Origin of the sequence: Acidithiobacillus sp., from assembly GCF_023255755.1 — a bacterium.
GTDB lineage: Bacteria > Pseudomonadota > Gammaproteobacteria > Acidithiobacillales > Acidithiobacillaceae > Acidithiobacillus.
Genome location: NZ_JAGDVS010000008.1, coordinates 1 through 23,003 on the forward strand (window position 1 = coordinate 1; position 23,003 = coordinate 23,003).

Below are 23,003 nucleotides of genomic sequence, written 5' to 3' on the forward strand. Positions count from 1 at the left end.
GTGCAGTGCATGCCATGCCGCCGTCCAACATTCCCTTTCTGGCGCTGGGTTCCTGGATTCTGATTATCGGCTGGTTTGGCTTTAACGTGATGAGTGCGCAGCAGCTCGCTGCCGTGCAGGGTCTGGTAGCGCTCAATTCGCTTATGGCGCTGGTGGGCGGCATGCTGGCGGCACTGGCGGTAGGGAGGGGCGATCCGGGCTTCGTACACAATGGCGCTCTCGCGGGTCTGGTCGCGATCTGCGCCGGTTCCGATGTGGTGCAACCCATTGGGGCTTTGGCCATTGGCGCTATTGCAGGCATTATTTTTGTCTACCTCTTCACTTTTGTGCAGCATCGCCTGCGTCTGGATGACGTGCTTGGCGTATGGCCGCTCCATGGTGTTTGCGGTGTGTGGGGTGGATTGGCCGTCGGTATTTTTGGGCATCAGTTCTTCGGCGGCGCCGGTGGAGTCAGTTTCTGGTCCCAGTTGCTGGGCACCTCGCTGGGTGTGCTGGTCGCCCTGGCGGGCAGCGCCATTGTCTACGGCAGCATCAAGTATTTTATCGGGATTCGTCTTGATCCCGAGGCGGAGTATGCGGGGGCGGATTTGAGCTTGCACCATGTCAGCGCGTATCCTGAAGAGGATATTGAGAGGGCGTGACCATGAATGAAGCCTTTGTTGCCCTAAACTGGCGGACAGTCCCGGCCTTGCCGGCGCGCAGCCCGCAGGCGCACAAAGGGAGCTTCGGGCACGTTTTCGCGGTAGGCGGAGGGCCGGGCATGGGCGGGGCGCTGGCGCTGGCCTGTGCCGCCGCCTATCGGGTGGGTGCCGGACTGGTGACGGCCGTCGGGCATCCCTCGGCCATCCCTTATCTGGCGGCACATCTGCCAGAAGCTACCTGGCGGGACTGGCCTGCGAGTTTCGGAGATTTGCCGGGTCAAGCTGTCCTGGCCGTTGGCCCGGGCTTGGGTCAGGGTCTGGCCGCCCATGATCTTTTGCTGGAGATCGGTACGCTGTCCTGTCCCCAGGTCTGGGACGCCGATGCCCTGAACATTCTGGCGCGTTTTGGTCCGGAACTGTTGGCCGCCGATGCGGTTCGTCTGTTTACCCCACATCCCGGGGAGGCGGCGCGCCTGTTAGGGGTGACGGCCACCGCCGTCCAGGCCGATCGTGCCGCGGCCATCTGCCGATTGCAGGCCCGCTATGGCGGGCATTGGGTGCTCAAGGGCCACCATAGTTTGTTACTGGGTAGTGGCGGTCATTGGCTTTGTCCTCTGGGCAATCCCGGTATGGCGACGGGCGGCAGCGGGGATGTCCTCACCGGTATACTCGCGGGTCTGCTCGCCCAAGATTTGGAAGCAGACAAGGCCTTGTCCCTCGGCGTGTGTCTGCATGCCCGCGCGGGCGACCTCGCCGCCGCACAGATGGGCGAGGCCAGCCTGCTGGCCAGTGATATCCTGGCGGCAGTGCCCCGCGCATTACAGGAGTTAACGCAAAATCATGACGGAAACTGAAGTATTGCGGGAATGGGATCGCCGTTATTTCTGGCATCCCTTCACCCAGATGCAGTGTTATGGGGACGATGATCCGTGGATCATTGAGCGTGCCGAAGGCAATTACGTGTACGATACGGAAGGTCATTGCTGTCTGGACGCCATTGCCAGCCTTTGGTGCAATATCCACGGCCATCGCCATCCCCGACTGGACGCCGCTCTGGTCGAGCAGGTCGGTAAAGTCGCGCACAGCACGGCGCTGGGCGCGAGCAGTCCCCCGGCTATTCGCCTCGCCAGGGCACTGGTGGAAATTACTCCGGCCTCCCTGCAACACTGTTTCTTTTCGGAGGATGGGTCGGAAGCGGTTGAGGTTGCCATCAAAATGGCGGCTCAATACTGGTGCAATCTGGGTCGCCCCGAAAAACACCTCTTCCTGACTCTGGACAATGCCTATCATGGTGATACTGTGGGCGCTGTTTCGGTGGGCGGTTTCCCCTTGTTTCATGAGGTGTACGGCCATCTCCTGTTCCCGACTTTGCGCTTGCCGAGCCCCTATGTATTGCAGTGGGAAGACTGCGAGGGAGATCCGGAGCAGGCAACAGCGGCATGGCTGGCGGCGCTGGAATCTATACTGCAAAGCCAGGGTCATGAGATTGCCGCCCTGATCCTGGAGGGCGGGGTGCAGGGTGCCGCAGGCATATTGCCTTTCCCTCCCGGCATTCTGGCGGGTGCGCAACGTCTGTGCCGGGCCTATGGGGTCTTGCTGATCATTGATGAGGTCGCGACCGGCTTTGGCCGCAGCGGCAAGCTTTTTTCCTGTGAGTGGGAGTCTGTCGAACCAGACTTGCTGGCCTTGGGTAAGGGGCTGAGCGGTGGTTACTTGCCGGTGGCCGCGACCCTCGCCGCAGAACACGTTTATGCCGCCTTCCTTGCGCCATTCGGGGAAGCCCGGCAGTTTTACTATGGGCACACCTACACCGCCAATCCTCTGGCCTGTGCGGTAGCATTGGAGAACCTGGCCCTCTTTGCGGAAGGCGGTGTGCTGGCTGCTTTGCCTGGGAAAATTGCCCAGTTACAAGCCGGGCTGCAGCGTTTTCACGGCCAGTCGTGGGCAGGAGAGGTCCGCCAGTTCGGTTTGATGGCCGCCATTGCCTTGCGCGACCCCAGGACGAATGCACCTTATCCCTACGGAGATCGCGTCGAATACGCGGTGTGCCGGCGGGCACGGGAAATGGGCGTTTACAGCCGCCCTCTCGGCGATCTCCTCACTATAGTCCCGCCGCTGTCGGTGACAGCAGCAGAAATAGACACTATCCTCAATGTATTATATGACGCCATGGCGGAAGGACGATCCTGATGAAAACGGCCCAAGACATTATGACCCGCGAGGTCGTTACGGTGCTGGCCGACGACCCGGTAGATACAGTGGGGGATGTGCTCCTCAGTTCCAGGCATCATAGCCTGCCGGTGGTAAATGGTGATGGTCATCTGGTCGGGATGATCGGTGAACGGGATCTGATTGACGCCCACCGCAAGGTGCATCTGCCGACCATGCTCACTATTCTTGATGGTCTGATTCCTCTGGGCGGTATGCATGAATACGAGGAAGAACTGCGCAAAGTCACGGCGGTGACCGCCAGTCAGTTGGCTAGCTCCCACGTCATTACCGCAGCCCCCGATGAGGATACGGACGCGGTCGCCGAGAAACTCTTGCGGAAAGACGTGCATGCGGTGCCAGTGGTCGACAGCCAGGGCCAGCTCTTGGGTATCGTTAGCCGTTCGGACATTCTCCAGCATCTGCTGAAGCCCTGAACTGGGGATCTGATGCACTGGGATTTCGCAGATGCTGAAGCCTGCCGGGACTGGGGGCGACAGTTTGCCCTGCGCATTCATATCCCTGCGGTTATTTATCTTGAGGGTGATCTGGGGGTCGGTAAAACCACTTTGGCCCAGGCTATCTTAAAGGCGCTGGGCGTTACCCAGAACATTAAAAGCCCGACCTATACCCTGATGGAACAGTATCCGACCCGCATCGGACCCGCTCTGCATCTTGATTTGTATCGTCTGCAAGAGCCGGAAGAGCTGGAATTTATCGGTATCCGCGATTATCTGACAGAACCGGCCCTGTGGCTGGTGGAGTGGCCGGAGCGGGGTGCGGGTTTCCTGCCCCCTGCCGATTTGTCACTCACCCTCCGTATTCTGGACAACGCCAGTCACCGTCTGGAGTGGCAGGGGCATCAGCCCCATGTTCAGGACTGGGCCTCTTTCTTAACGCCCGCATCCACCCGGAAAATCTGCCATGGGGAATGAACATGTGCCCCGCGTTCATCGTCTGGATAGTACCCTCGCTAACCAGATTGCGGCTGGCGAGGTGGTGGAACGTCCTGCCTCGATCCTAAAAGAGCTTCTGGAAAACAGTCTGGATGCTGGCGCGACGCGGATTACCATTCATCTGAAAGGCGGCGGGATAGATCTGCTCAGCGTAGAAGATGACGGCATTGGCATCCTTCCAGAAGACCTGGCTCTGGCTTTGGAGCGCCATGCGACCAGCAAAGTGGCCACCTGGGAGGATCTGCAGGCGATCCAGACCATGGGTTTCCGCGGTGAGGCCTTGCCAGCGATTGCTTCCGTCTCGCGCCTGGAACTCCTCTCGCGGGCGCGCAGCCAGAATCAGGCGGCACGGCTGCAGGTAACGGGGGGCATGACTGCCGCCCCGGAGCCCGCAGCGAGGGCACCAGGAACCACGGTGCGTGTGGCTGATCTCTTTTTTAACGTGCCAGCACGGCGTAAGTTTCTGCGCAGTCCGGCCGCCGAGTTGTCGCGCAATCAAAAGGTGCTGCGCCAGATCGCTTTGGCCAATTTCCCGGTGGCTTTTCAGCTCACCCAGAATGGTCGTTCTCTTGTGCAATTTCCTGCGGCTACGGATGCAGAAAGTCGGGCAGCGCGAGTGGCCACCATATTGGGGGAAGGTTTTCTCGCCAACGCCCTGTATATCGAACAGGAAGATCAGGGCTTGTCTCTCAGCGGCTGGCTGGGCCTGCCCACCTACAACCGCGCCCGTGGTGACGAGCAGTACTTTTTCGTCAATGGGCGCCCGGTTCGTGATCCAGTGATTAACCATGCCCTGCGTGCTGCCTATAATGACGTGCTGTTTCAGGACCGCCACCCGCTTTATGTGCTCTATCTGGCTTTGCCGCCAGAGCGGGTAGACGTCAACGTACATCCCGCCAAGGCGGAGGTACGCTTTCGCGACAGCCGCGAGATACACGATTTTCTCTTCCACACGCTTCGGTGGGTCATTGCAGGGCAGGGTGGTGAGCATCTGCACGTCACTATACCGGTACAGCCTTTGTCCAGAGCGTCGGCACCTGCACAAAGTCCGGCGCCCGCCACCTACCCGACACAGCGGCCGCTGAGCGCCGTGCGGGATGGGGCAGGCGCCTACTGGGAACGTCTGGTGGCTACTGCAACGTCCCCTGTGCCTACCGCAGAGGTGCGGGTTGCCGGGTCCGAGGATCTGGCCCCGAACTACCCCCTCGGGCAGGCCGTAGGGCAAATCCACGCACGTTTCATCCTCGCCCAGAATAGTGAGGGTATGATTCTTGTCGACCAGCACGCAGCCCATGAGCGCATCCTCTACGAGAAGATGAAGAGCGCGTCGCAACAAAATGATAAACAGGCATTTATTATTCCGGAATATGTGCACGTAACAGCGGCGCAAATAACGCGCTTCGACGAACGACAGGCCGAGTTGCAAGCCGCCGGGCTGGAAATCAGCGTCGCGGGACCCGGCACCCTGGCCATTCATGCGGCCCCCAAAGCCGTCGCCGCCGCCACCTATGGGCAGATTGTCGCCGATATTCTTGCGGAAGAGCCCGCCTGGGCCGAGGGAGACGGTGACGCTGTCCTCGCCGACATGGCCTGTCGTGCCGCCATTAAGACGAGCCGTCGCCTCAGCCTCGAAGAGATGAACAGCCTGCTGCGCCAACTAGAAGCCACCCCGCGTTTCGGGCAGTGCAATCACGGTCGACCGACGGTAGTGCATTTTTCCTTGGCCGATCTCGACCGGCTCTTTCTCCGCGGGCGATGATTCCCGCCATTTTTCTGATGGGTCCGACCGCCAGCGGCAAGACTGAGCTGGCCTTAAGGCTTGCTGATGCGTTGCCCGTAGACATTATCAGCGTCGACTCTTTGCTGGTGTACCGCCATTTTAATATTGGCAGCGCCAAACCCCGCACGGCCCTGCGCCAGCAATACCCACACGCCTTGGTCGATATCCGGGAGCCCGACGAGCCTTATTCGGCGGGCCTGTTTCGGGAAGATGCCATGCGCTGCATTGCGCTGGCGCGGGAACGCGGTCGCATCCCTCTGCTGGTCGGCGGCACGGGCCTGTATTTTCGCGCGCTGGAGCGCGGTATTGATGCGTTACCCCCCGCCGATCCCGCCTTGCGCCAGAGTCTGATGGCGGCAGCAGAGACGGCGGGATGGCCCGCACTACACCAGCGCCTCGCGACCCTGGATCCGGAAACCGCTGCGGGTATCGCCCCCCATGACCGGCAACGCATTCAACGCGCCTTGGAAATCATTCTCGGTTCGGGGCAGGCGATCAGCGGGTTGCGCCATTGGCAGGGCACATTCCCCGGCCCGCTCTGCAAAATCATCCTGCGTCCGCCAAGAAGCTGGTTACATCAGCGTATCACGCAGCGTTTTAACGTCATGCTGAACGAGGGATTTCTGGACGAAATTGCCGACCTGCGCGCGCGTCGCTACGCGCCGGAGTTACCCGCCATGCGCGCCGTGGGTTACCGCCAATACTTCGCCTGGCATGACGGCCTTTGCAGTGCGGCAGAGGCTTACCAGGCGGCACTGGCGGCGACCCGCCAACTGGCCAAGCGCCAGGATACGTGGTTTAAGAGGGAATCAGCGCATTATTATCTCGATCCATCCAGCGACGACGCACCATCCCTACTATTGCAGATGGTCATCCGACCCGGGCCGCAGGATACTGCGCACTCCTGACACCCAACGCCAGCGCACCGGATTGCCAGCGAATACGCAGAATGCTAGCCTATGGCCACTCTGACTTCTACCCCCATTGAGGATCTTATGGCCGTTGAGCGCACTCTTTCCATCATCAAACCCGACGCCGTTCAGAAAAATGCCATCGGTGCCATTCTTGGTCGCTTCGAGAAGGCGGGGCTGCGCGTCGCAGCCGCCAAGATGTTGCACCTCAGCCGCGATGACGCGGGTGGGTTTTATGCGGTGCACCAGGCCCGACCGTTTTACGGCGAACTGTGCGACTTCATGAGCAGTGGTCCGGTAGTGGTTACGGTGCTGGAAGGGGAGGGTGCCATCGCCAAAAACCGTGATCTGATGGGCGCCACCAACCCCAAAGATGCCGCTGCAGGGACGATTCGTGCAGACTTTGCCGACAGCATTGATGCCAATGCTGTACATGGTTCCGACAGTGCTGAGACCGCAGCATGGGAAATCAGTTACTTTTTTGGTCAACGGGAGATTTTTTCGCGCTGAATGATGGGCGATTCTTCTGTAGTTACCAAGGCCGAAAGGCCACATCTGCTGGGACTGGATCGCCAGTCCCTCGCTGAATTGTTACGCTCCTGGGGAGAATCCCCCTTTCGTGCCAACCAGATTTTGCAATGGCTACATACCCGTCAGGTGACGGATTTCGCAGCCATGACCAACATCAGTAAAGCCCTTCGCGCTCGCCTCGCCGCAGAAACCTGCATCAACGAGCCGGAAATTATTGCTGACCAACTGGCGGCAGACCGCACGCGTAAATGGCTGCTCGGGCTGCTCGATGGCAATGCCATAGAAACTGTTTTTATTCCTGAAGAAGATCGTGGCACGCTGTGCATCTCCTCGCAGGTGGGCTGTTCTCTGGCCTGCAGTTTTTGTGCTACCGGCGCCCAGGGGCTCAGTCGCAACCTCGAAACCCATGAAATCATCGCGCAGGTGCGGGTGGCGCGCCGTTTTTTGGGCTTAGACGCGATCACCAATATCGTCTTCATGGGTATGGGCGAACCGCTGCTCAATTTGCGCCAGGTATTGCCGGCGCTGGATTTGTTGCGCGACGATTATGCCTACGGCTTTGGCGCGCGGCGCATTACCGTCAGCACGGCAGGTGTGGTGCCCGGCATGGATCGGCTGGGTACGGAAAGCCCGGTCAATCTCGCGATCAGTTTGCATGCCAGCCGCGACGATATCCGCGATATTCTCGTGCCAGTAAACCGCCACTACCCGCTGGCGGAGTTGCTCGCTGCCTGCCGCCGCTATCCCTTGCTGCCCCGACGCCGCATCACCTTCGAATATGTGATGCTGGATGGTATCAACGATGCCGACACCCATGCCCGGGAACTTCTCCGCTTACTGCGAGACATCCCTGCTATGGTAAATTTAATCCCCTTTAATCCCTTTCCCGGTTCGGATTTTAAACGATCGCCACAAGCGCGTATCGATGCTTTCCGCGACATTATCCTGCTGGGTGACGTGATGACGGTTACGCGCCGGCCGCGTGGCGATGACATCGCTGCCGCCTGCGGCCAGTTGGCCGGGCAGGTGCGCGATGGCCGGCGCAGTGTCCCCTTGGCGCTGCATTCATGAGAAGGCTTTTGGGATTGGGCGTTGGCGCGCTCCTGCTGAGCGGGTGCGGGCTCTTTGGCGGTAAAGGGGCGGGGCTGACGCCTGACCAGCAAATGGCCGCGTATATTGCTCATGAGCATAAGGCCAATGCCTCCTCTTCAGGCTTTAAGCCAGCACCTGCCAACACCGATAAGGCCAAGGCAAGCATCTACAGCTCTCTTGGTGCGGCTTATTTGCAGGATGGTCATCCCCGGCAGGCGATCCGGGAATTGCAGTTGGCGATCGCCGATAACAGCAGTTACGCTGACGCATATAATGTCATGGGGCTGGCGTATGCACAGTTGCAGCAGAATGCATTGGCACGTGCTGCCTTTCGTAAGGCGCTCTCTATAGATGCAAAAAATCCCGAGTACCTCAATAATTATGGTGCTTTTCTCGTCAACTCCGGTAGCTATGCGGAAGCACTCGTCGAGTTGAAACGGGCCACGGCCGATCCTCTGTACAGCACGCCGCAGTTTGCCTGGACCAACCTCGCACAGGCCTACGCAGGGCTCAAGGACTTGTCGGCGGCACGCGATGCCCTGAACCGGGCACTTTATCTGGTACCCAACTATCCGCCTGCTCTGCAAATGCTCGCCGAGCTGGATTTTAAGGACGGTAATGCAGATGCAGCCTTCGCTCACTTGCAGGTGGTCCTGGCGCAAGAATCCGATAACGCCAATGCACTCTTGCTGGCGGGGCAGATCGCCGCCCAACAGGGGCGAACAACGCAGGCGCAGTCTCTTTGGCAGCGTTGCGTGACTGCTTCGCCCTATTCTGCGGCGGGTAAACGGGCGCAGCAATTATTGCTGCAAAACGGTTGAGGCGGCGAAGCCATGGATCCGACGACAGAAAATGGGACTTCTCAGGACTTACGGGCAGCGCGGGAGGCTCGTGGCTGGAGTCTTCGCCAAGTTGCCGAGCGATTGCATATCACTGAGGCACAGGTAAAAGGTTTGGAAGAAGGTGACTACGCCGCACTGCCCGGCGCGGCTTTCGCACGCGGTTTTCTGAAGAATTATGCGCGTCTGCTGGACCTGAATCCGGAACCTCTGCTGAAGACATATGATGCCTCCAATGAAGGTTCAGGGCTGCATCCATCGGAAAACGTGCTGCCCGGTAGTGAAGGCCCGCTGCTGGATTATAGTCGACGCATGTTGTTTTTTTCCGTATTGATTGTGGTAGCCATTATTGTGGCAGCCTGGTGGTTTTGGAGTCAGCAGCAGGCACAGAGCTTGCCCGCCGCGAAAGCTCCGCCGACGGTGGAGAAGCAACCGGCCGCTCCTGCGCCGATGGTGACAGTCGCGCCCAGCGCATCACCTGTCGCCCTGGCGCCGAGTACCGTGACGCAGACCCCGGCGGTGGCGCTCAGCCAGTCCGCTACGCCGGTCGCAGCAACCCAATCTGTAGCGGTAGCGATGAATCATGGGCTGGCGTTTCAGTTCAGCGCGGCCTGTTGGGTGCAGGTCAAAGACGCTTCCGGGAAAACCCTGCTGGCTGTCCTCGGACGTCGTGGCGATGTCTTACGCGTCGATTCCGGAACTCCGCCCTATCACGTTCTGGTAGGAAAGGCCAGCGCTGTTGCCATCAGCTATAACGATAAGGCGGTGCCACTGCCAGCCAACGCTCTGGGTGTGGCCAGGTTGCACGTCGGCACCGCGCCAGCTTTCAGTAGTGCCCATGTTATGGCCGCTACCCACAGTCTGACACCATCCCCCGCACGGCCGGTAGCCAGTGTGGTTTCATCACCTGTTGCGGTATCCGGCACCGCAGCCGTTTCCAGCGAGGCTTCCCATGCACCATGAATCTCCCATTCGGCGTCGTAAGACCCGGCAAATTCACGTTGGCAAGGTAGCGATCGGCGGCGATGCACCGATCAGCGTGCAAAGCATGACCAATACGGAGACCCGCGATGTTGCGGCCACGGTCGCGCAAATCCGGCGCCTGGAGGCAGTCGGTGCCGATATCGTCCGGGTGTCCGTACCCAGCATGGACGCCGCCGAAGCCTTCAAAGCGATCCGCGCACAGGTGGAAACCCCTCTGGTCGCCGACATCCATTTCGATCATCGCATAGCTTTGCAGGTGATGGCAGATGGTGTCGATGGTCTGCGCATCAACCCCGGAAATATTGGCTCTCTGGATAAAACGCGGCTGGTGGTGGAAATGGCTAGGGACAAGGGCATCCCCATCCGTATCGGTGTCAACGCCGGGTCGCTGGAAAAGGATATCCAGGAGAAGTACGGGGAGCCGACGCCAGAAGCACTGGTGGAGTCCGCCTTGCGCCACGTCAGTATTCTCGACGAGTTGAATTTTCACGACGTGAAGATCAGCGTCAAGGCCTCCGATGTTTTTCTCGCCGTAAGCGCTTACCGGCTGCTCTCGGAAAGGGTGGATTACCCGCTGCATTTGGGTATTACCGAAGCAGGGGGCCTGCGCTCCGGCACCGTCAAATCCGCCATTGGACTGGGTCTGCTCCTGCGGGATGGTATCGGCGATACGATCCGGATTTCCCTCGCGGCGGATCCTGTCGAGGAGATTCGCGTCGGCTTCGATATCCTGAAAAGCCTGCACCTGCGTCAGAAAGGCATCAATCTGATCGCCTGCCCGTCCTGTTCCCGTCAGGAGTTTGACGTAATCACCACCATCAATGCCCTGGAAGCGCGTCTGGAAGACATTCTCGAACCCATGGACGTTTCGGTGATCGGCTGCGTGGTGAACGGCATCGGCGAGGCGAAGGAGGCCGATATCGGTCTGGCGGGTGGTGATAAACGCAGCATTCTCTACTATCGCGGTAAACAGGTCGACCGTGTGGAGAACAACGACATTGTCGACGTGCTGGAAAAGCGCATTCGCGCGGAAATCGCCGAGCGGCAGGCAGCGCGGCATGAGGCCTGAGCCTCTTCCTGCGCCGCAAACCGGGAGCAGTCATGGCGGGTAAAGTGCTGCAGGCGGTACGTGGTATGAATGATATTTTCCCGGAAGAGAGCGCGGGTTGGCAGGCGCTGGAAAGCGATCTGCGGACGCTGCTGGCGCTCTACGACTATGGTGAGGTGCGTCTGCCTCTTCTAGAATCGACCGAACTGTTTGCCCGCGCCATTGGCGACGCCACCGATATCGTTCAGAAAGAGATGTATACCTTTGCCGATCGAAACGGTGACAGTCTCACCCTGCGACCGGAGGGGACGGCGGGGTGTGTGCGTGCTGCAATCCAGGCCCAGAGCATGCGCGGCCAGACCCCGCGTTATTATTATATGGGGCCGATGTTTCGTCATGAGCGCCCGCAAAAGGGCCGCTACCGGCAGTTTTACCAACTGGGCGTGGAGGTCTTCGGGCTGTCGGCGGCGAGTACCGATGCGGAGGTTATCGCCCTCTCGGCGCGGATTTTGCGGACGGCTGGCGTTACCGCTTCGTTGCAGGTCAATTCTCTGGGAAGCCCGGCTGCGCGTGCCAACTACAGAGCCTTGCTTCTGGACTATCTGCGCCCGAGAAGTGCGGTACTCTGTGCCGACTGTCAGGAGCGTTTGGAGCGCAACCCGCTCCGCGTGCTGGACTGCAAAGTACCCACTTGCCAGGACATTGCACACACGGCCCCGCATCTGGCGGACCATTTGGACGAAGACTCTGCAGCACATTTTGCCATGTTGCAATCGCTGCTGACGGCGCTCGATATCCCTTACCAGGTCAATCATAGCCTCGTCCGTGGCCTGGACTACTACAACCGCACGGTCTTCGAATGGGTGACGGATGCACTTGGCGCGCAAGGCACGGTACTGGCCGGTGGTCGTTATGACGGCTTGGTCGCACAGTTGGGTGGCGCTGAGACGCCGGCGATCGGGTTTGCAGTAGGGCTCGAAAGATTACTCGCTTTACAGGCGTTGCAGGGGAGGGCAGTGGAAGCGCCGATCCCCCTGCTTTTCCTCGGTGCTTTGGAGAATGCTGCGGTAGCGCGCACCTGGCAAATTGCCGAGAAGTTGCGTGATGGGGGCATCTCCGTCGTGACTGGTGGCCCCGCCAACTTCAAGAGCATCATGAAGCAGGCAGAACGTTCCCGCGCCAGATTCCAGGCCATTATCGGCGCGGGACAACTCGCTGGCGAGGCGCTGATCCTTAAGGAACAGGCAGGGGAGGGCCGCTGGCAGGGTAATCTTGACGCCTTGCACGAGGGTCTGCACTGCCTTGGCGTTGATTTCCCGCAGTCTGCCCCCCATACTGTACGCAATTTTGCCACAGCCAGAACCCCATCGTGACCGGTCCAGAACTCTCCGAATTCCTTTATCGCCATCGCATCTCCCTCATCGCGGGCACTATTATTATACTGCTTGCGGCAATGGGTTTTTTTGGCTACGAAAAATACCAGCGCCATCAAGTGCAGCGTGCTGCCGTACTTTATAATGAACTGGTAGATACCCTCGTCGCCGGGCAGACCAGTACGGCGCGCGCCAGTGCGGATACCCTGGTGCATCAATATGGGCGTACGCCCTACGCCACTTTCGCCCACTTTTTTCTGGCGCGTATGGATAGCGAAAGCGACCAGATCCCTGCGGCGGAAAGGGAGCTGAATATAATCATCCAAACCGAAAGCGCTCCAAGGGGCCTGAAGGGTATGGCGAGGCTCAGTCTGGCCCGTCTCTATCTGGAGCAGAAGCAGGCACAAAAGGCACTGGGTTTACTGAAGGCGCCGGATGTGGCCTTCGCCATCCTGCAGGATGAAATCCAGGGGGACGCCTATGTGGCGCTCCATCAGGACGGTAAAGCTATGCAGGCTTATCAGTCGGCTATTGCGGCGCTTCCAGCCGCTGATCCTTACCGCAGCTACCTGCAGATGAAGATGGCTAATATCGGAGTGGCGCCATGACCTTGCGAATTTCCCTCTCGTCCTCCTGGCGTCTGATGGTGTTGGGTTCCTTGGCGATCCTGCTGAACGGCTGTGGCATCATGTCCTGGTTCCATTCCACTCCAGCCCCCAAGGCACCCCCACCCCTCGCCAAAGGGCAGGATAAGGTATCTTTCTCTACGGAATGGCAGTCCCGCCTATATGGCATTTGGCAAGTCAATCCGTATCAGGGAACGCTGATTGCGCATGGCAAAGGGCAGATCGTAGTTGCCGACGCTTCTGGTCATCTGGTCAGTATGACGGATAGCGGCCACCAGATGTGGATGCGCAGCCTGGATGGCAGAACAGCGCGTGGTCCGACGCTGGCGGATGGTGTGGTTTATGCGGGTACCGACGCGGGAAAGGTCTATGCGTTTACCGCTAAAGACGGACACAAGCTTTGGGCTGTGCAGATGAGTTCTGAAGTGCTCACACCGGTGGTCGCTGTGGATGGACATCTTTTGGTACAGACGGTAGATGGTCATCTTTGGGCACTCGACCCTAAAGATGGCAAGGTGCAATGGACGTTCTCCGTGAATGAACCGTCCCTCATCCTGCGCGCCGTGGCTACGCCTACGGTGCATGACGGGGTGGTGTATGCCGGTTTTGCTGACGGAACGGTGGTGGCGCTCAGCTTGTCATCTGGTGCAGAGCTCTGGCGGGCGCAGGTCGCCTTGGCGCATGGCAGCAATGAATTGGCACGTATGGTAGATGTGGCCGCAAGCCCGGTGATCTCGAAGGATCAGGTCATTGCTGCCGCCTATCAGGGGAATCTGGCCGCTTATGCGTTGCAGGGCGGTACCCAGAACTGGAGTGTGCCGATGTCCGTCTACCAGACTCCCGTGCTGGACGATGGTCATCTTTTTGTCGCGGATGCCGATGGGCGGATATCCTCTGTAGACCCCAGCTCCGGCAATGTGCTTTGGCGCAATGACCACTTGAGCGGGCACTACATGACCGGTTTTGGTCGGTGTGGCAGTGACTTGCTGGCGACCGATAATGCGGGATATCTCTATGTCATTGATCCTCTGACGGGGCACCGGATCGGCCAGACGCGGCTGTCCGACAGCGGTATTCAGAGTACGCCCGTCTGTCTGGGAAATGGCCAGATTCTTGCCCTCAGTGATGCGGGCACCTTGTATCGAATCAAGCTGGCAAAGCGCTAAGGCCCAATTCATGACTGCAGTTATCGCCCTGGTGGGGCGCCCCAATGTGGGTAAATCCACTTTTTTTAATCGCCTGACGCGCACCCGCGAGGCTTTGGTGGCGGATTTCCCGGGGCTCACCCGGGATCGCCATTATGGTACCGCGCAATTTGAAGGGCGCCAGTATCTGGTGGTGGATACCGGCGGTTTTGAGCCGGAAGAACGGGAAGGCCTGGTAGCGGCCATGGCCGCACAGACTCGCCTCGCTATCACTGAGGCCGATGCCGTTTGCTTTCTGGTAGATGCTAAAGAAGGTCTCTCGGCCCAGGATGCAGAAATCGCCGAAGAGCTGCGCCGCAGTGGTAAGCCCATCTATCTGGTTGTCAATAAGATGGATGCGAAAGGCGCTGTGAGCGAGCTGCCTGAATTTCATCGTCTTGGTCTGGGCATGCCCTACACCATCTCTGCGGCTCATGGTCACGGCGTTGAACCGCTGCTGGAGGCAATTTTTTCCGACTTGCCTACACCAGAAGCAGAAGCCGCCGAGGCGGCGGGGAAGGGGCCGCGTATTGCCATGCTCGGTCGGCCCAACGTGGGTAAGTCGACGCTGGTCAACGCGATGCTGGGTGAAAAGCGTGTCCTCGTTTTTGATGAGCCTGGAACCACCCGGGATAGCATCCGCATTCCATATGAGCGCCAGGGTAAGCCCTACGTCATGATTGATACCGCGGGTATGCGGCGCCGCGCCAGGGTGGGCGAGGGGCTCGAAAAGCTCAGCGTGTTGAAGACCCTGAGTGCTCTGCGTGAAGCGGATGTGGTGCTGCTGGTGCTCGACGCGCGTCTGGGTATCGCCGAGCAGGACGCCCACCTGGTAGGTGTGGCGGTCGAACTGGGGCGGCCCATTGTGGTGGTGGTCAACAAGTGGGATGGGATGAATCCCGAGCAGCGCAAGGCGGTAAAGCAAGAACTGGAAAGACGGCTGGACTTTATTAAATACGCGCCGATCTACACTATTTCCGCTCTCCATGGCACGGGTGTGGGTGATCTCTATAAGAGTATTGATCAGCTATGGATTGATTCTCGCCGTCATTTTTCCACAGGCGAGCTGAATCGCGCGCTGGCCGATGTGATCGAGACCCATCAGCCACCCATGGTCGGCGGGCGCCGCATCAAACTGCGTTATTGTCATCAGGGGGGAGAAAACCCTATCACCCTGGTGTTTCACGGTAACCAACTGACGCGTCTGCCCGGTACTTACAAGCGTTATTTGGAGAGTGCCTTTCGGCGGGCGCTGCATTTGGAAGCCGTACCCTTGCGTCTGGTCTTCCGGCAGGGAGAAAATCCCTACGATCCGCAGCCGAAAAAAGGGAAACACTGAATGACGGAACGCATCTCCGGCTGGTGGCGCTGGGCAGTGGTGGCCGTGTGCATTTATATGGCGATATTGGTAAGTAATCGTTATATACCCGTTAATCCGCAGATGATCTGGGTGCGGGCCGGCGAGTACGCGCTCTGGGCCGCCCTAACGCTGGGTGCCATTGCCCGCTTCTTTCCGGCCCTGACGCCCTATGGCTGGCGGCCGGTGACCATCTTCCTGGGTGCGATACTCTCGGGCCTGGAAATCTTTATCGGGGCTGGGCCTGGCACGAAGGTGCGAGTGGACGAATGGATGACGGCACTCATCGGCATCGCTGGGGTCGCCATTCTTGCCCGTGTTTTACCCGCTGCCATCACGCGGTTATGGTTTGGTCAGGAGGTGGTTCGTCGTGGACCTGTTGCTCGTCCGCCACGCTGAGGCGGAAGATGCGGGTAATGGTGGATCTGATTTTGAACGTCAGTTGACTGCGCACGGTCATGTGAGTGCGGCAGAAATGGCCGATGGGCTAGCGCTCTGCGTCCGTAACCAGGTCGCATTGTGGAGTAGCCCTCTGGTGCGGACCAGAGAAACGGCGGCATATCTTGCGACGGCTTTGGGGGTGGAAGTGTCAAGTTATCACGACGCCATACCAGCAGGCGATCTCGGTCAACTTCGCCATGACTGGCAAAGCCTTTCCCCGCAGCCCGGTACCCTGATTGTGGTGGGCCATCAACCGCATCTCGGGATCTGGGGCGCACAGTTGATGGGTATATCTCTCCCGGTTAAAAAAGTCAGCGTCATAGCGATCGCCTTGGATCGTTCTGGTACGGGCGGACAATTACTCTGGTATGCACAGCCCGTGGCCTTGGCACGTCTGGGACAAATTCGGCATCAGGGGTGACCTGCGCTATAATGTGCAGAGTTACGGGCAATGGCTTCTTGCGCCCGCCTTGTTCACCGTTCGTCAGGAGGTATAAAATGTCCGAAGCAGCTGATCTCGTTATTATCCTTATTACCGGTCCGGAGAATCCCAAGCGTCTGCCTTCCGCCTTTTTTCTCGCTGCCACGGCTGCCGCAGCGGAGCAAAAAGTGGTGATGTATTTCACTGGTCCAGCCACGGAATTGCTGGCTAAGGGCAAGGCCGAGACCATATTTCCCATGGCCGGTGGCAAGAGTGTCGCTGACTTCATGAAATTGGCTGAGGACAACGGTGTGCAGATCATCGGTTGCCTGCAATCCCTGGAACTCAATGGCATGACCAAAGATGACCTGGCCAAGCCCATTCCCATGATGAATCCGAGCGCTGCTTTACCGTCTCTGGCCGCCGCCGGACGGATTCTGACTTGGTAACCGGGATCAATCGGTACGTTTAAGCACCTTGGAGCCCGTTCTGTTGACGGGCTTTGCTTATATCCATCGCATGCCGAGAGCAATATTACGACGCTGGTATCTTAATTGTCATAAAAGTGTCATAAATGATTCATTAAAGTGTCATATTGCTGTGTTAGATTGCTCTTCGAGTTTCGCTCGCAATAGCTTTTTGTGCTATCTGGATGCGGAATGTTCAATGGGTAAGCCGTAAATCAACGTATTTGCCATCTTTGGAGGCCTTATATGCTGTATCGCTTGAAGAAAGACGTATCGCGTAGTGTCAAAGGCGCTGTAATCCTATCCGCGCTGGGCCTTTCTGCCCTGTATGCCCTGCCCGCTTCGGCGGCTCCGACCATCTCGTTGCTGGAAACCGGCTCCACTCTGCTGTACCCGCTCTTCAATCTGTGGGTTCCTGTATACACCAAGATGAACCCCGGCGTTCAGATCACCACCCAGGGCACGGGTAGCGGTACCGGTATCGCTGAGGCGATCTCTGGCGTGGCCCAGATCGGTGCTTCTGACGCCTACATGAGCGATGCGCAGATCAAGCAGCATCCCAATATCCTGAACATCCCGCTGGCCATCTCCATTCAGATGATCAATTACAATGTTCCCGGTCTGAACAACGTGCATCTGAAGCTGTCCGGTCCGGTGCTCGCGGGCATCTACTCCGGCAAGATCACCAACTGGGATGACGCGGCCATTGCCAAGCTGAATCCCGGCATGAAGCTGCCCAACCACAAGATTATTCCGGTGCATCGTACCGATGGTTCCGGCGATACCTTCATTTTCACTACCTATCTGTCCGACACCACGCCAGAATGGAGCAATAGCGTGGGTTACAGCACGACGGTAAGCTGGCCGGCAGTTCCTGGTGGCATCGGTGCGGAAGGTAACCCCGGCATGGTTCAGGCCCTGAAGACGACGCCCTATGGCATCGCCTATATCGGCATCAGTTGGAAGAAACCGGTGGAAGACGCCCATCTGGGGATGGCCATGCTGGAGAACCGCGCCGGCAAGTTCGTGCTGCCGACTGTGGCGAATGCCAAGGCCGCGGCGGGTGAAATGGTCAACAAGACCCCGGCCGACGAGCGGATCAGTCTGGTCTATGCGCCAGGCGCCAATTCTTACCCCATCATCAACTACGAATATGCGATCGTCAGCAAGGCGCAGCCTAATGCTGAAGTGGCTGCGGCCATGCGTAAGTTTCTGAACTGGGCTATTGATCCGAAGGGTGGTAATGCGCCACACTTCATCACCGCGGTGAACTTTGTGCCGCTACCTGATAGTGCTGCGAAGCTTTCCCGCAAGCAGATCGCAGAAATTAAGTAAAGGTTGTGCCGGAGCCGGGGCTGGTCCCCGGCTCTTCCATATCCAATGCAGGACCCCTCTGTATATTTTTATGATTATTGATGCAGACTATTCAGATACTCTAAGTGCCGGGAGATTTGTGGGATGAAAATTCCTGTATTCAGGGTAGGGTTGATTGCTACGGCTAGCTTTTTACCACTTTCATTAATTGCACTGATTGTATTTTTGGCGATTTATTCTTGGCCAGCTATTCACTTTAATCAATTTCATTTTTTGTGGACCAATGACTGGAATTTGGGGAATCTTTATGGTAACCCGGTCACGGTACATGGTGTGCAGATTATGCCGGGAGCCAAATACGGTATCTGGTTTCTGGTCGTCGGCACTATTGTTAGTTCGGCGCTGGCCATGGTGATGGCGATGCCTGTTGCCATTGGTGCGGCATACTTCCTCAGTGAAGGCGTGCGCAAATCCTGGGCAGGCCCTTTATCTCTTTTCGTGGATTTGTTGGCCGCTATTCCCAGCGTTGTTTATGGGTTGTGGGGGTACGCGCTGCTCGTACCACTTTTTGGCCAGACAATTTTCCCCTTCCTGGCTAATACGTTTTCTTTTATTCCTTTCCTGAATGGTGATCCGGGTAGTGGCTATGGGTTGCTGACTTCCGCTTTTGTGCTGGCGGTGATGATCATTCCATTGATTTCTGCCACCCTGCGCGAATCCATCCGGATGACCGAGCCCGAGTTGAAAGAAGCGGGCCTGAGCCTGGGCTTAAATCGCCTGGAGGTTTTCTGGCATATCACCCTGCCTAAACTGAAGACGGTGTTGATCGGTGTGGGTATTCTCGCCTTGGGCCGGGCCCTGGGAGAAACTATGGCTGTCCTCATGGTCAGTGGCAACGCCCTGAATTATCTGCCCAATAACATCTACGCGCCGATCTCCACAATGGCTGCATTTATTGCCTCGCAACTGGATAGCGCGCTGCAGGATCCGACGAATATGGCCGTGGAGGCCCTTTCTGAAATTGCTCTCGTGCTGCTACTCATTACAGTGGCGGTGAATATTGCGGCGCGTTTGTTGTTATGGATGGCGAGGGTGCGCTGATGGCAGTCAGGGCGATCGAGCGCAGTGTCAGCGTCAGAGCAAGTACGAAAGGCTTCAAAGTGTCTTTATCACGGCGCGTGATGACGGCATTCGCCTGGATGTTCGTCCTCTTTTCATTTCTTTTTGTCGCAGCGATGTTTATTTCCATTATCGGAGACGTGCTCATTCACGCCTGGCCGGCGCTGACCCCAAAATTGCTGACAGATATTACGAATGGTATTGGCGGTGGTCTCAAAAATGCTATCGAAGGAACCATGGTCATGTCTGTCGGGGCGTTGCTCCTGGCGGCACCGATCGGCATTGCCTCCGGCATATACCTGAGTGAGCATGGTCATGGCGGTGCCGGAAAAATGCTGCGCTTTCTATCGGACGTGCTGGTTGGCATACCGTCCATCGTCCTGGGATATGTCGGCTATATCACCATGGTCATTTATCTGGGTTGGCAGTTCTCTGTGGCGGCGGGTATCATCACCTTGACCGTCATGCTGCTACCCTACATTGCCCGCTCCACGGAGCTGGCAATGGCCAATATTCCTCTGGCGGTGCGCGAAGCCGGTTATGGGCTGGGTGCAGGGGAGGGACGCGTCGTACTGCGTATTCTGTTGCCTGGCGCAGCACCGGCGATTATGACGGGACTTTTCTACGCAGTTGCCCTGTCCATGGGGGAGACTGCCCCTCTGTTATATACAGCAGGTTGGTCTAATTATATGTGGAATGGTCATTTTACTAAAGAACCTATCGGCTATCTGACTTACGTCATCTGGACCTTCATCAACGAACCTTTTGCGGAATCCCATATGCTCGCATTTGCGGCGGCATTCCTGATTACCGCAGGCGTATTAATCCTGATACTGATCGGTCGCTGGTTACTGGTGCGCGGACAGCGCCGTATGGGCGCCTATCGATGAAAGAGGTCGTCGATAGGTGTAAAAGGGACCCCGCTTGATGACCGGATGGTGGCGGAGCAGGAGCTCTGATACCTGATACAGGCGGCGTAGCCCCACGGCTTCGGAATCGACTTCCAGTAACGCGACCAGGGCGCCGCGATCCTTTAGGATTGGTCGAAGGTCCTTACGGTAGTATTTATACCGTCTTCCAGGGGCAACTCGTCCCCCGTGATCAGGCGTGTCCCCCGTTTGAAAGTGAGATAGGCCCAAAACCAGTTGAACATCACCGAGATTCGATTGCGCAAACCCACCAGGAGCGCCACATGGATCACACCCCATAGCCACCAGGCGGGTGCCCCGCTCATGTTTACGCCGTTGAAGCTTGCCACGGCTGCTTTCCTGCCGATGGTGGCAAGGCTGCCCATATGACGGTACGCAAATGGTGGTTGCGCAGGCCGTCCCTGCAGTTTCCGGCGAATTGCTCTGGCTACATAGGCTCCGCCCTGCTTCGCCGCCGGTGCCAGGCCGGGCACAGGTTTTCCTTTCCAGGCATTGACAAGCGCCGTATCCCCGATAACAAACACGTTCGGTAGGCCCGTTACCGAGAGGTCCGGTTCGACTTTCACCCGTCCGCTACGATCGGCTGAAGCATTGAGCCATCGCGCCGCCGGCGATGCCACGACCCCCGCCGCCCACAGCACGGTGTGAGATGCCAGGCGCTTGCCGTTGATGAGTACCCCCTCTTGATCAATATGTTCCACCTTGCTCTTCAGCATGACCTCGACGCCCAACTGTTCGAGTGACCGCTTCGCTTTTTCTGATAATGTCTCGGGGAAGGTCGGCAATATGCGCGGAGCCGATTGGATCAGAACCACGCGTGCGCTGGCCGGATCGAAATGGTGGAACTCCTTCTCCATGCCGTGGCGCACCAGTTCGGCAATATCGCCTGCCAACTCGACCCCCGTCGGACCGCCTCCCACAATCACGAAGGTGAGCAAACCCCGCCGCTCGGAGGGATCTTCGGCAGATTCCGCCCGCTCGAAAGCGGAGAGAATCTGTCGCCGTATTTCCACCGCATCATCAATGGTCTTTAATCCTGGCGCATAAGGTTCCCACTCGTCCCGCCCGAAATAGCTGTGGGATGCGCCCGTGGCGAGCACCAGGTAATCGTATGGCATACGTCGTTTGCCGATTAACACCTCCTGCTGCGCCGTATCGATCCCGGTCACTTGACCCAGCAGCACCTGCACGTTGAGGTGATCGCAAAACAGGCCGCGCACCGTAGCGGCGATATCGGCAGGGGACAGTGATGCTGTGGCGACCTGGTACAATAGCGGCTGGAATAAGTGGTAGTTATGACGATCGATCAAGGTCACCTGCAGCGGTGTTTTCGCCAACTTCGCCGCGCAAGCCAGCCCGCCGAAGCCTGCGCCCACGATCACCACGCGCGGCGCGCCCTCCAGCGGGAATATCTGCATGCCGTTGATCTGTGGAAGGACACCCAGGATCCATTTGTCGAGCGACAGATTGCCGGGTCCATACAAGCCAATGAGTGCGAGCGTCATCACGAAATATACATCCGCCGGACCATCCGAGCCGGTTATATGCATACCGATAACGCTCATGATAAGCACCAGCGCGGCGGGGCGGGCAACAAAGCCGAAAGCGACGAGCACCGCACACACCAGCGCTATCGCAGGCGTTGGTGCAAAATGAGCCAGCGATTTTTCTGGCAGTAGTTGTACCAGACCGGTCGGTATTGAAACTCCCGTGCTTGCCGCCAGTAGTGCCAAACCAAGCCACAGACGTATCAATAATTGATAGTATGGCTTGAGATACCGTGTGATGGCGTCTGCCAGGCGGGTCAGAATAGTGGCGAAAGGCAGCGCGGTATCCCCTAATCCGCGCGCGAGAAGATGATCCAGCGACAAAGGCCCCGCGCCACATATCACGAACCACCCAAACAGCACAGCGGAGTACAGGTTGATATCGATAGCGAGGTAGTTGAACTGGACCACCAGCACGAGAATGAGCATGTACAATGCTGCCCACCGTGTTGCCAACCCCAGCGCGAGTAATACCGGGATGACCATCTGTATCGCTGCGCCCAGGTAGGTGGGACTTAGCGGCTCTACCCAAGGCACAGGATAGGCAACATTAGACAGATAGGGCGCGACGCTCAGATCGAAAATCTTTAACACACCAGACACAAAGAAGACCTTCGCCAGCCATAACCGGATCAGGAGATCCGCCATGGGTCCAACCGATCGCTGCACCACATGGTAAACAGTGCCGATGCTTCCCATCGGTACCAGCAACCACCGGATGCCACCGGCTGCCGTCCGGAGCCGATCGCTGCTGGTGTTCAGCGACACGTCACGAAACCTTGCTGAAATGGGCGAGGGGAAGCAGAGAGCGGTGAGCGACGCTCATGAGCTTTCATTGAAGTGGAATCCGGACACGAACTCCCTGCCATTTGCGCAACGCCACCAGCGACCAGATACTCTCGACGATCCCAAAGGGCCAGGTACCCGCAAGGAATCCATATACCGCAGACCCCAGGCAGGCCACCGCAAAAGCCAGCGTGAACCAGTGCGAGCGCGATTCGAAGGCGTAAAACAGCATCATCAGCGTTACAATCGTGGCCCCGTAAGTTGTCAATAGCATGGGTACCTCTTCAGTTCAGGCTTGCTGACAGCATCGCACAGACTGTGACCATGCTCTACCTTTGAGTCAATCGTTGTGCCAGAGCGAATTGGCCATGTATAACGGCAAACTTTAGTAACGCTAGCAGCCTGTCGGACTTAGCTCACGACTGCCGCCCATTTTCGCCCAGGATTTT

The 23,003-nt window shown here is 58.1% G+C and carries 23 protein-coding genes and 1 pseudogene; 22 read left to right on the top strand and 2 right to left on the bottom strand.

Annotated elements, in window-relative coordinates:
- The 22 genes and pseudogenes from Q0C48_RS00650 to pstA form a co-directional block, all read left to right on the top strand.
- Positions 1-641: pseudogene (locus tag Q0C48_RS00650) on the top strand (ammonium transporter); the annotation flags it as partial.
- Positions 642-643: 2 nt separating this feature from the next.
- Positions 644-1,495 (top strand): NAD(P)H-hydrate dehydratase, encoded by an 852-nt coding sequence (locus tag Q0C48_RS00655; RefSeq protein ID WP_291520634.1) that lies wholly within the window; start codon positions 644-646, stop codon positions 1,493-1,495.
- Complete coding sequence (gene bioA / locus Q0C48_RS00660; protein WP_291520635.1) at positions 1,482-2,831, top strand: adenosylmethionine--8-amino-7-oxononanoate transaminase; 1,350 nt, start codon at positions 1,482-1,484, stop codon at positions 2,829-2,831. Before Q0C48_RS00655 ends, bioA begins: the two co-directional genes overlap by 14 nt.
- Positions 2,831-3,286: a CBS domain-containing protein gene (locus Q0C48_RS00665; RefSeq protein ID WP_291520636.1), complete on the top strand. Its 456-nt coding sequence runs from the start codon at positions 2,831-2,833 to the stop codon at positions 3,284-3,286. The genes bioA and Q0C48_RS00665 overlap by 1 nt, the downstream gene beginning before the upstream one ends.
- Positions 3,287-3,298: 12 nt before the next feature.
- Positions 3,299-3,784 (top strand): tRNA (adenosine(37)-N6)-threonylcarbamoyltransferase complex ATPase subunit type 1 TsaE, encoded by a 486-nt coding sequence (gene tsaE / locus Q0C48_RS00670; protein ID WP_291520637.1) that lies wholly within the window; start codon positions 3,299-3,301, stop codon positions 3,782-3,784.
- Entirely contained in the window at positions 3,774-5,564 is a 1,791-nt protein-coding gene (gene mutL / locus Q0C48_RS00675; protein ID WP_291520638.1) for a DNA mismatch repair endonuclease MutL, read from the top strand. The genes tsaE and mutL overlap by 11 nt, the downstream gene beginning before the upstream one ends.
- Positions 5,561-6,493: a tRNA (adenosine(37)-N6)-dimethylallyltransferase MiaA gene (gene miaA, locus Q0C48_RS00680; protein WP_291520639.1), complete on the top strand. Its 933-nt coding sequence runs from the start codon at positions 5,561-5,563 to the stop codon at positions 6,491-6,493. Before mutL ends, miaA begins: the two co-directional genes overlap by 4 nt.
- 87 nt (positions 6,494-6,580) lie before the next feature.
- Positions 6,581-7,006: a nucleoside-diphosphate kinase gene (ndk, locus tag Q0C48_RS00685; protein ID WP_291520666.1), complete on the top strand. Its 426-nt coding sequence runs from the start codon at positions 6,581-6,583 to the stop codon at positions 7,004-7,006.
- Positions 7,007-8,098 (top strand): 23S rRNA (adenine(2503)-C(2))-methyltransferase RlmN, encoded by a 1,092-nt coding sequence (rlmN, locus tag Q0C48_RS00690; RefSeq protein WP_291520640.1) that lies wholly within the window; start codon positions 7,007-7,009, stop codon positions 8,096-8,098.
- On the top strand, positions 8,095-8,940 hold the full coding sequence (locus Q0C48_RS00695) for a tetratricopeptide repeat protein (protein WP_291520641.1): 846 nt from the start codon (positions 8,095-8,097) through the stop codon (positions 8,938-8,940). The genes rlmN and Q0C48_RS00695 overlap by 4 nt, the downstream gene beginning before the upstream one ends.
- A 12-nt stretch (positions 8,941-8,952) precedes the next feature.
- Complete coding sequence (locus Q0C48_RS00700; protein ID WP_291520642.1) at positions 8,953-9,921, top strand: RodZ domain-containing protein; 969 nt, start codon at positions 8,953-8,955, stop codon at positions 9,919-9,921.
- Positions 9,911-11,011, top strand: a complete 1,101-nt coding sequence (gene ispG / locus Q0C48_RS00705) for a flavodoxin-dependent (E)-4-hydroxy-3-methylbut-2-enyl-diphosphate synthase (RefSeq protein WP_291520643.1) — start codon at positions 9,911-9,913, stop codon at positions 11,009-11,011. The genes Q0C48_RS00700 and ispG overlap by 11 nt, the downstream gene beginning before the upstream one ends.
- 32 nt (positions 11,012-11,043) lie before the next feature.
- On the top strand, positions 11,044-12,363 hold the full coding sequence (gene hisS, locus Q0C48_RS00710) for a histidine--tRNA ligase (RefSeq protein ID WP_291520644.1): 1,320 nt from the start codon (positions 11,044-11,046) through the stop codon (positions 12,361-12,363).
- Positions 12,360-12,971: a tetratricopeptide repeat protein gene (locus tag Q0C48_RS00715; protein WP_291520646.1), complete on the top strand. Its 612-nt coding sequence runs from the start codon at positions 12,360-12,362 to the stop codon at positions 12,969-12,971. The genes hisS and Q0C48_RS00715 overlap by 4 nt, the downstream gene beginning before the upstream one ends.
- Positions 12,968-14,155, top strand: coding sequence for an outer membrane protein assembly factor BamB (gene bamB, locus Q0C48_RS00720; protein ID WP_291520648.1), 1,188 nt, complete (start codon positions 12,968-12,970; stop codon positions 14,153-14,155). The genes Q0C48_RS00715 and bamB overlap by 4 nt, the downstream gene beginning before the upstream one ends.
- Before the next feature lie 10 nt (positions 14,156-14,165).
- A complete protein-coding gene (gene der, locus Q0C48_RS00725) occupies positions 14,166-15,512 on the top strand; it encodes a ribosome biogenesis GTPase Der (protein ID WP_291520650.1) in 1,347 nt (448 codons plus the stop codon).
- On the top strand, positions 15,513-15,929 hold the full coding sequence (locus Q0C48_RS00730) for a hypothetical protein (protein WP_291520652.1): 417 nt from the start codon (positions 15,513-15,515) through the stop codon (positions 15,927-15,929). It begins immediately after the preceding gene.
- The gene (locus tag Q0C48_RS00735) at positions 15,901-16,392 is read left to right on the top strand and encodes a histidine phosphatase family protein (protein ID WP_291520654.1); all 492 of its coding nucleotides are present in this window, start codon (positions 15,901-15,903) and stop codon (positions 16,390-16,392) included. The genes Q0C48_RS00730 and Q0C48_RS00735 overlap by 29 nt, the downstream gene beginning before the upstream one ends.
- Positions 16,393-16,469: 77 nt before the next feature.
- A complete protein-coding gene (locus Q0C48_RS00740) occupies positions 16,470-16,841 on the top strand; it encodes a DsrE family protein (protein ID WP_291508360.1) in 372 nt (123 codons plus the stop codon).
- Between the two features lie 264 nt (positions 16,842-17,105).
- Positions 17,106-18,194, top strand: coding sequence for a phosphate ABC transporter substrate-binding protein PstS (pstS, locus tag Q0C48_RS00745; protein WP_291520656.1), 1,089 nt, complete (start codon positions 17,106-17,108; stop codon positions 18,192-18,194).
- A gap of 123 nt (positions 18,195-18,317) precedes the next feature.
- Positions 18,318-19,274, top strand: a complete 957-nt coding sequence (gene pstC, locus Q0C48_RS00750; RefSeq protein WP_291520658.1) for a phosphate ABC transporter permease subunit PstC — start codon at positions 18,318-18,320, stop codon at positions 19,272-19,274.
- A gap of 80 nt (positions 19,275-19,354) precedes the next feature.
- Positions 19,355-20,182: a phosphate ABC transporter permease PstA gene (pstA, locus tag Q0C48_RS00755; protein WP_291520660.1), complete on the top strand. Its 828-nt coding sequence runs from the start codon at positions 19,355-19,357 to the stop codon at positions 20,180-20,182.
- Positions 20,183-20,325: 143 nt separating this feature from the next.
- On the opposite strand, the gene Q0C48_RS00760 is transcribed toward pstA, so the two are convergent.
- Positions 20,326-22,536, bottom strand: coding sequence for an FAD-dependent oxidoreductase (locus tag Q0C48_RS00760; RefSeq protein WP_291520662.1), 2,211 nt, complete (start codon positions 22,534-22,536; stop codon positions 20,326-20,328).
- A gap of 64 nt (positions 22,537-22,600) precedes the next feature.
- Positions 22,601-22,828, bottom strand: a complete 228-nt coding sequence (locus Q0C48_RS00765; RefSeq protein ID WP_291520664.1) for a hypothetical protein — start codon at positions 22,826-22,828, stop codon at positions 22,601-22,603.
- Positions 22,829-23,003: the final 175 nt, after the last annotated feature.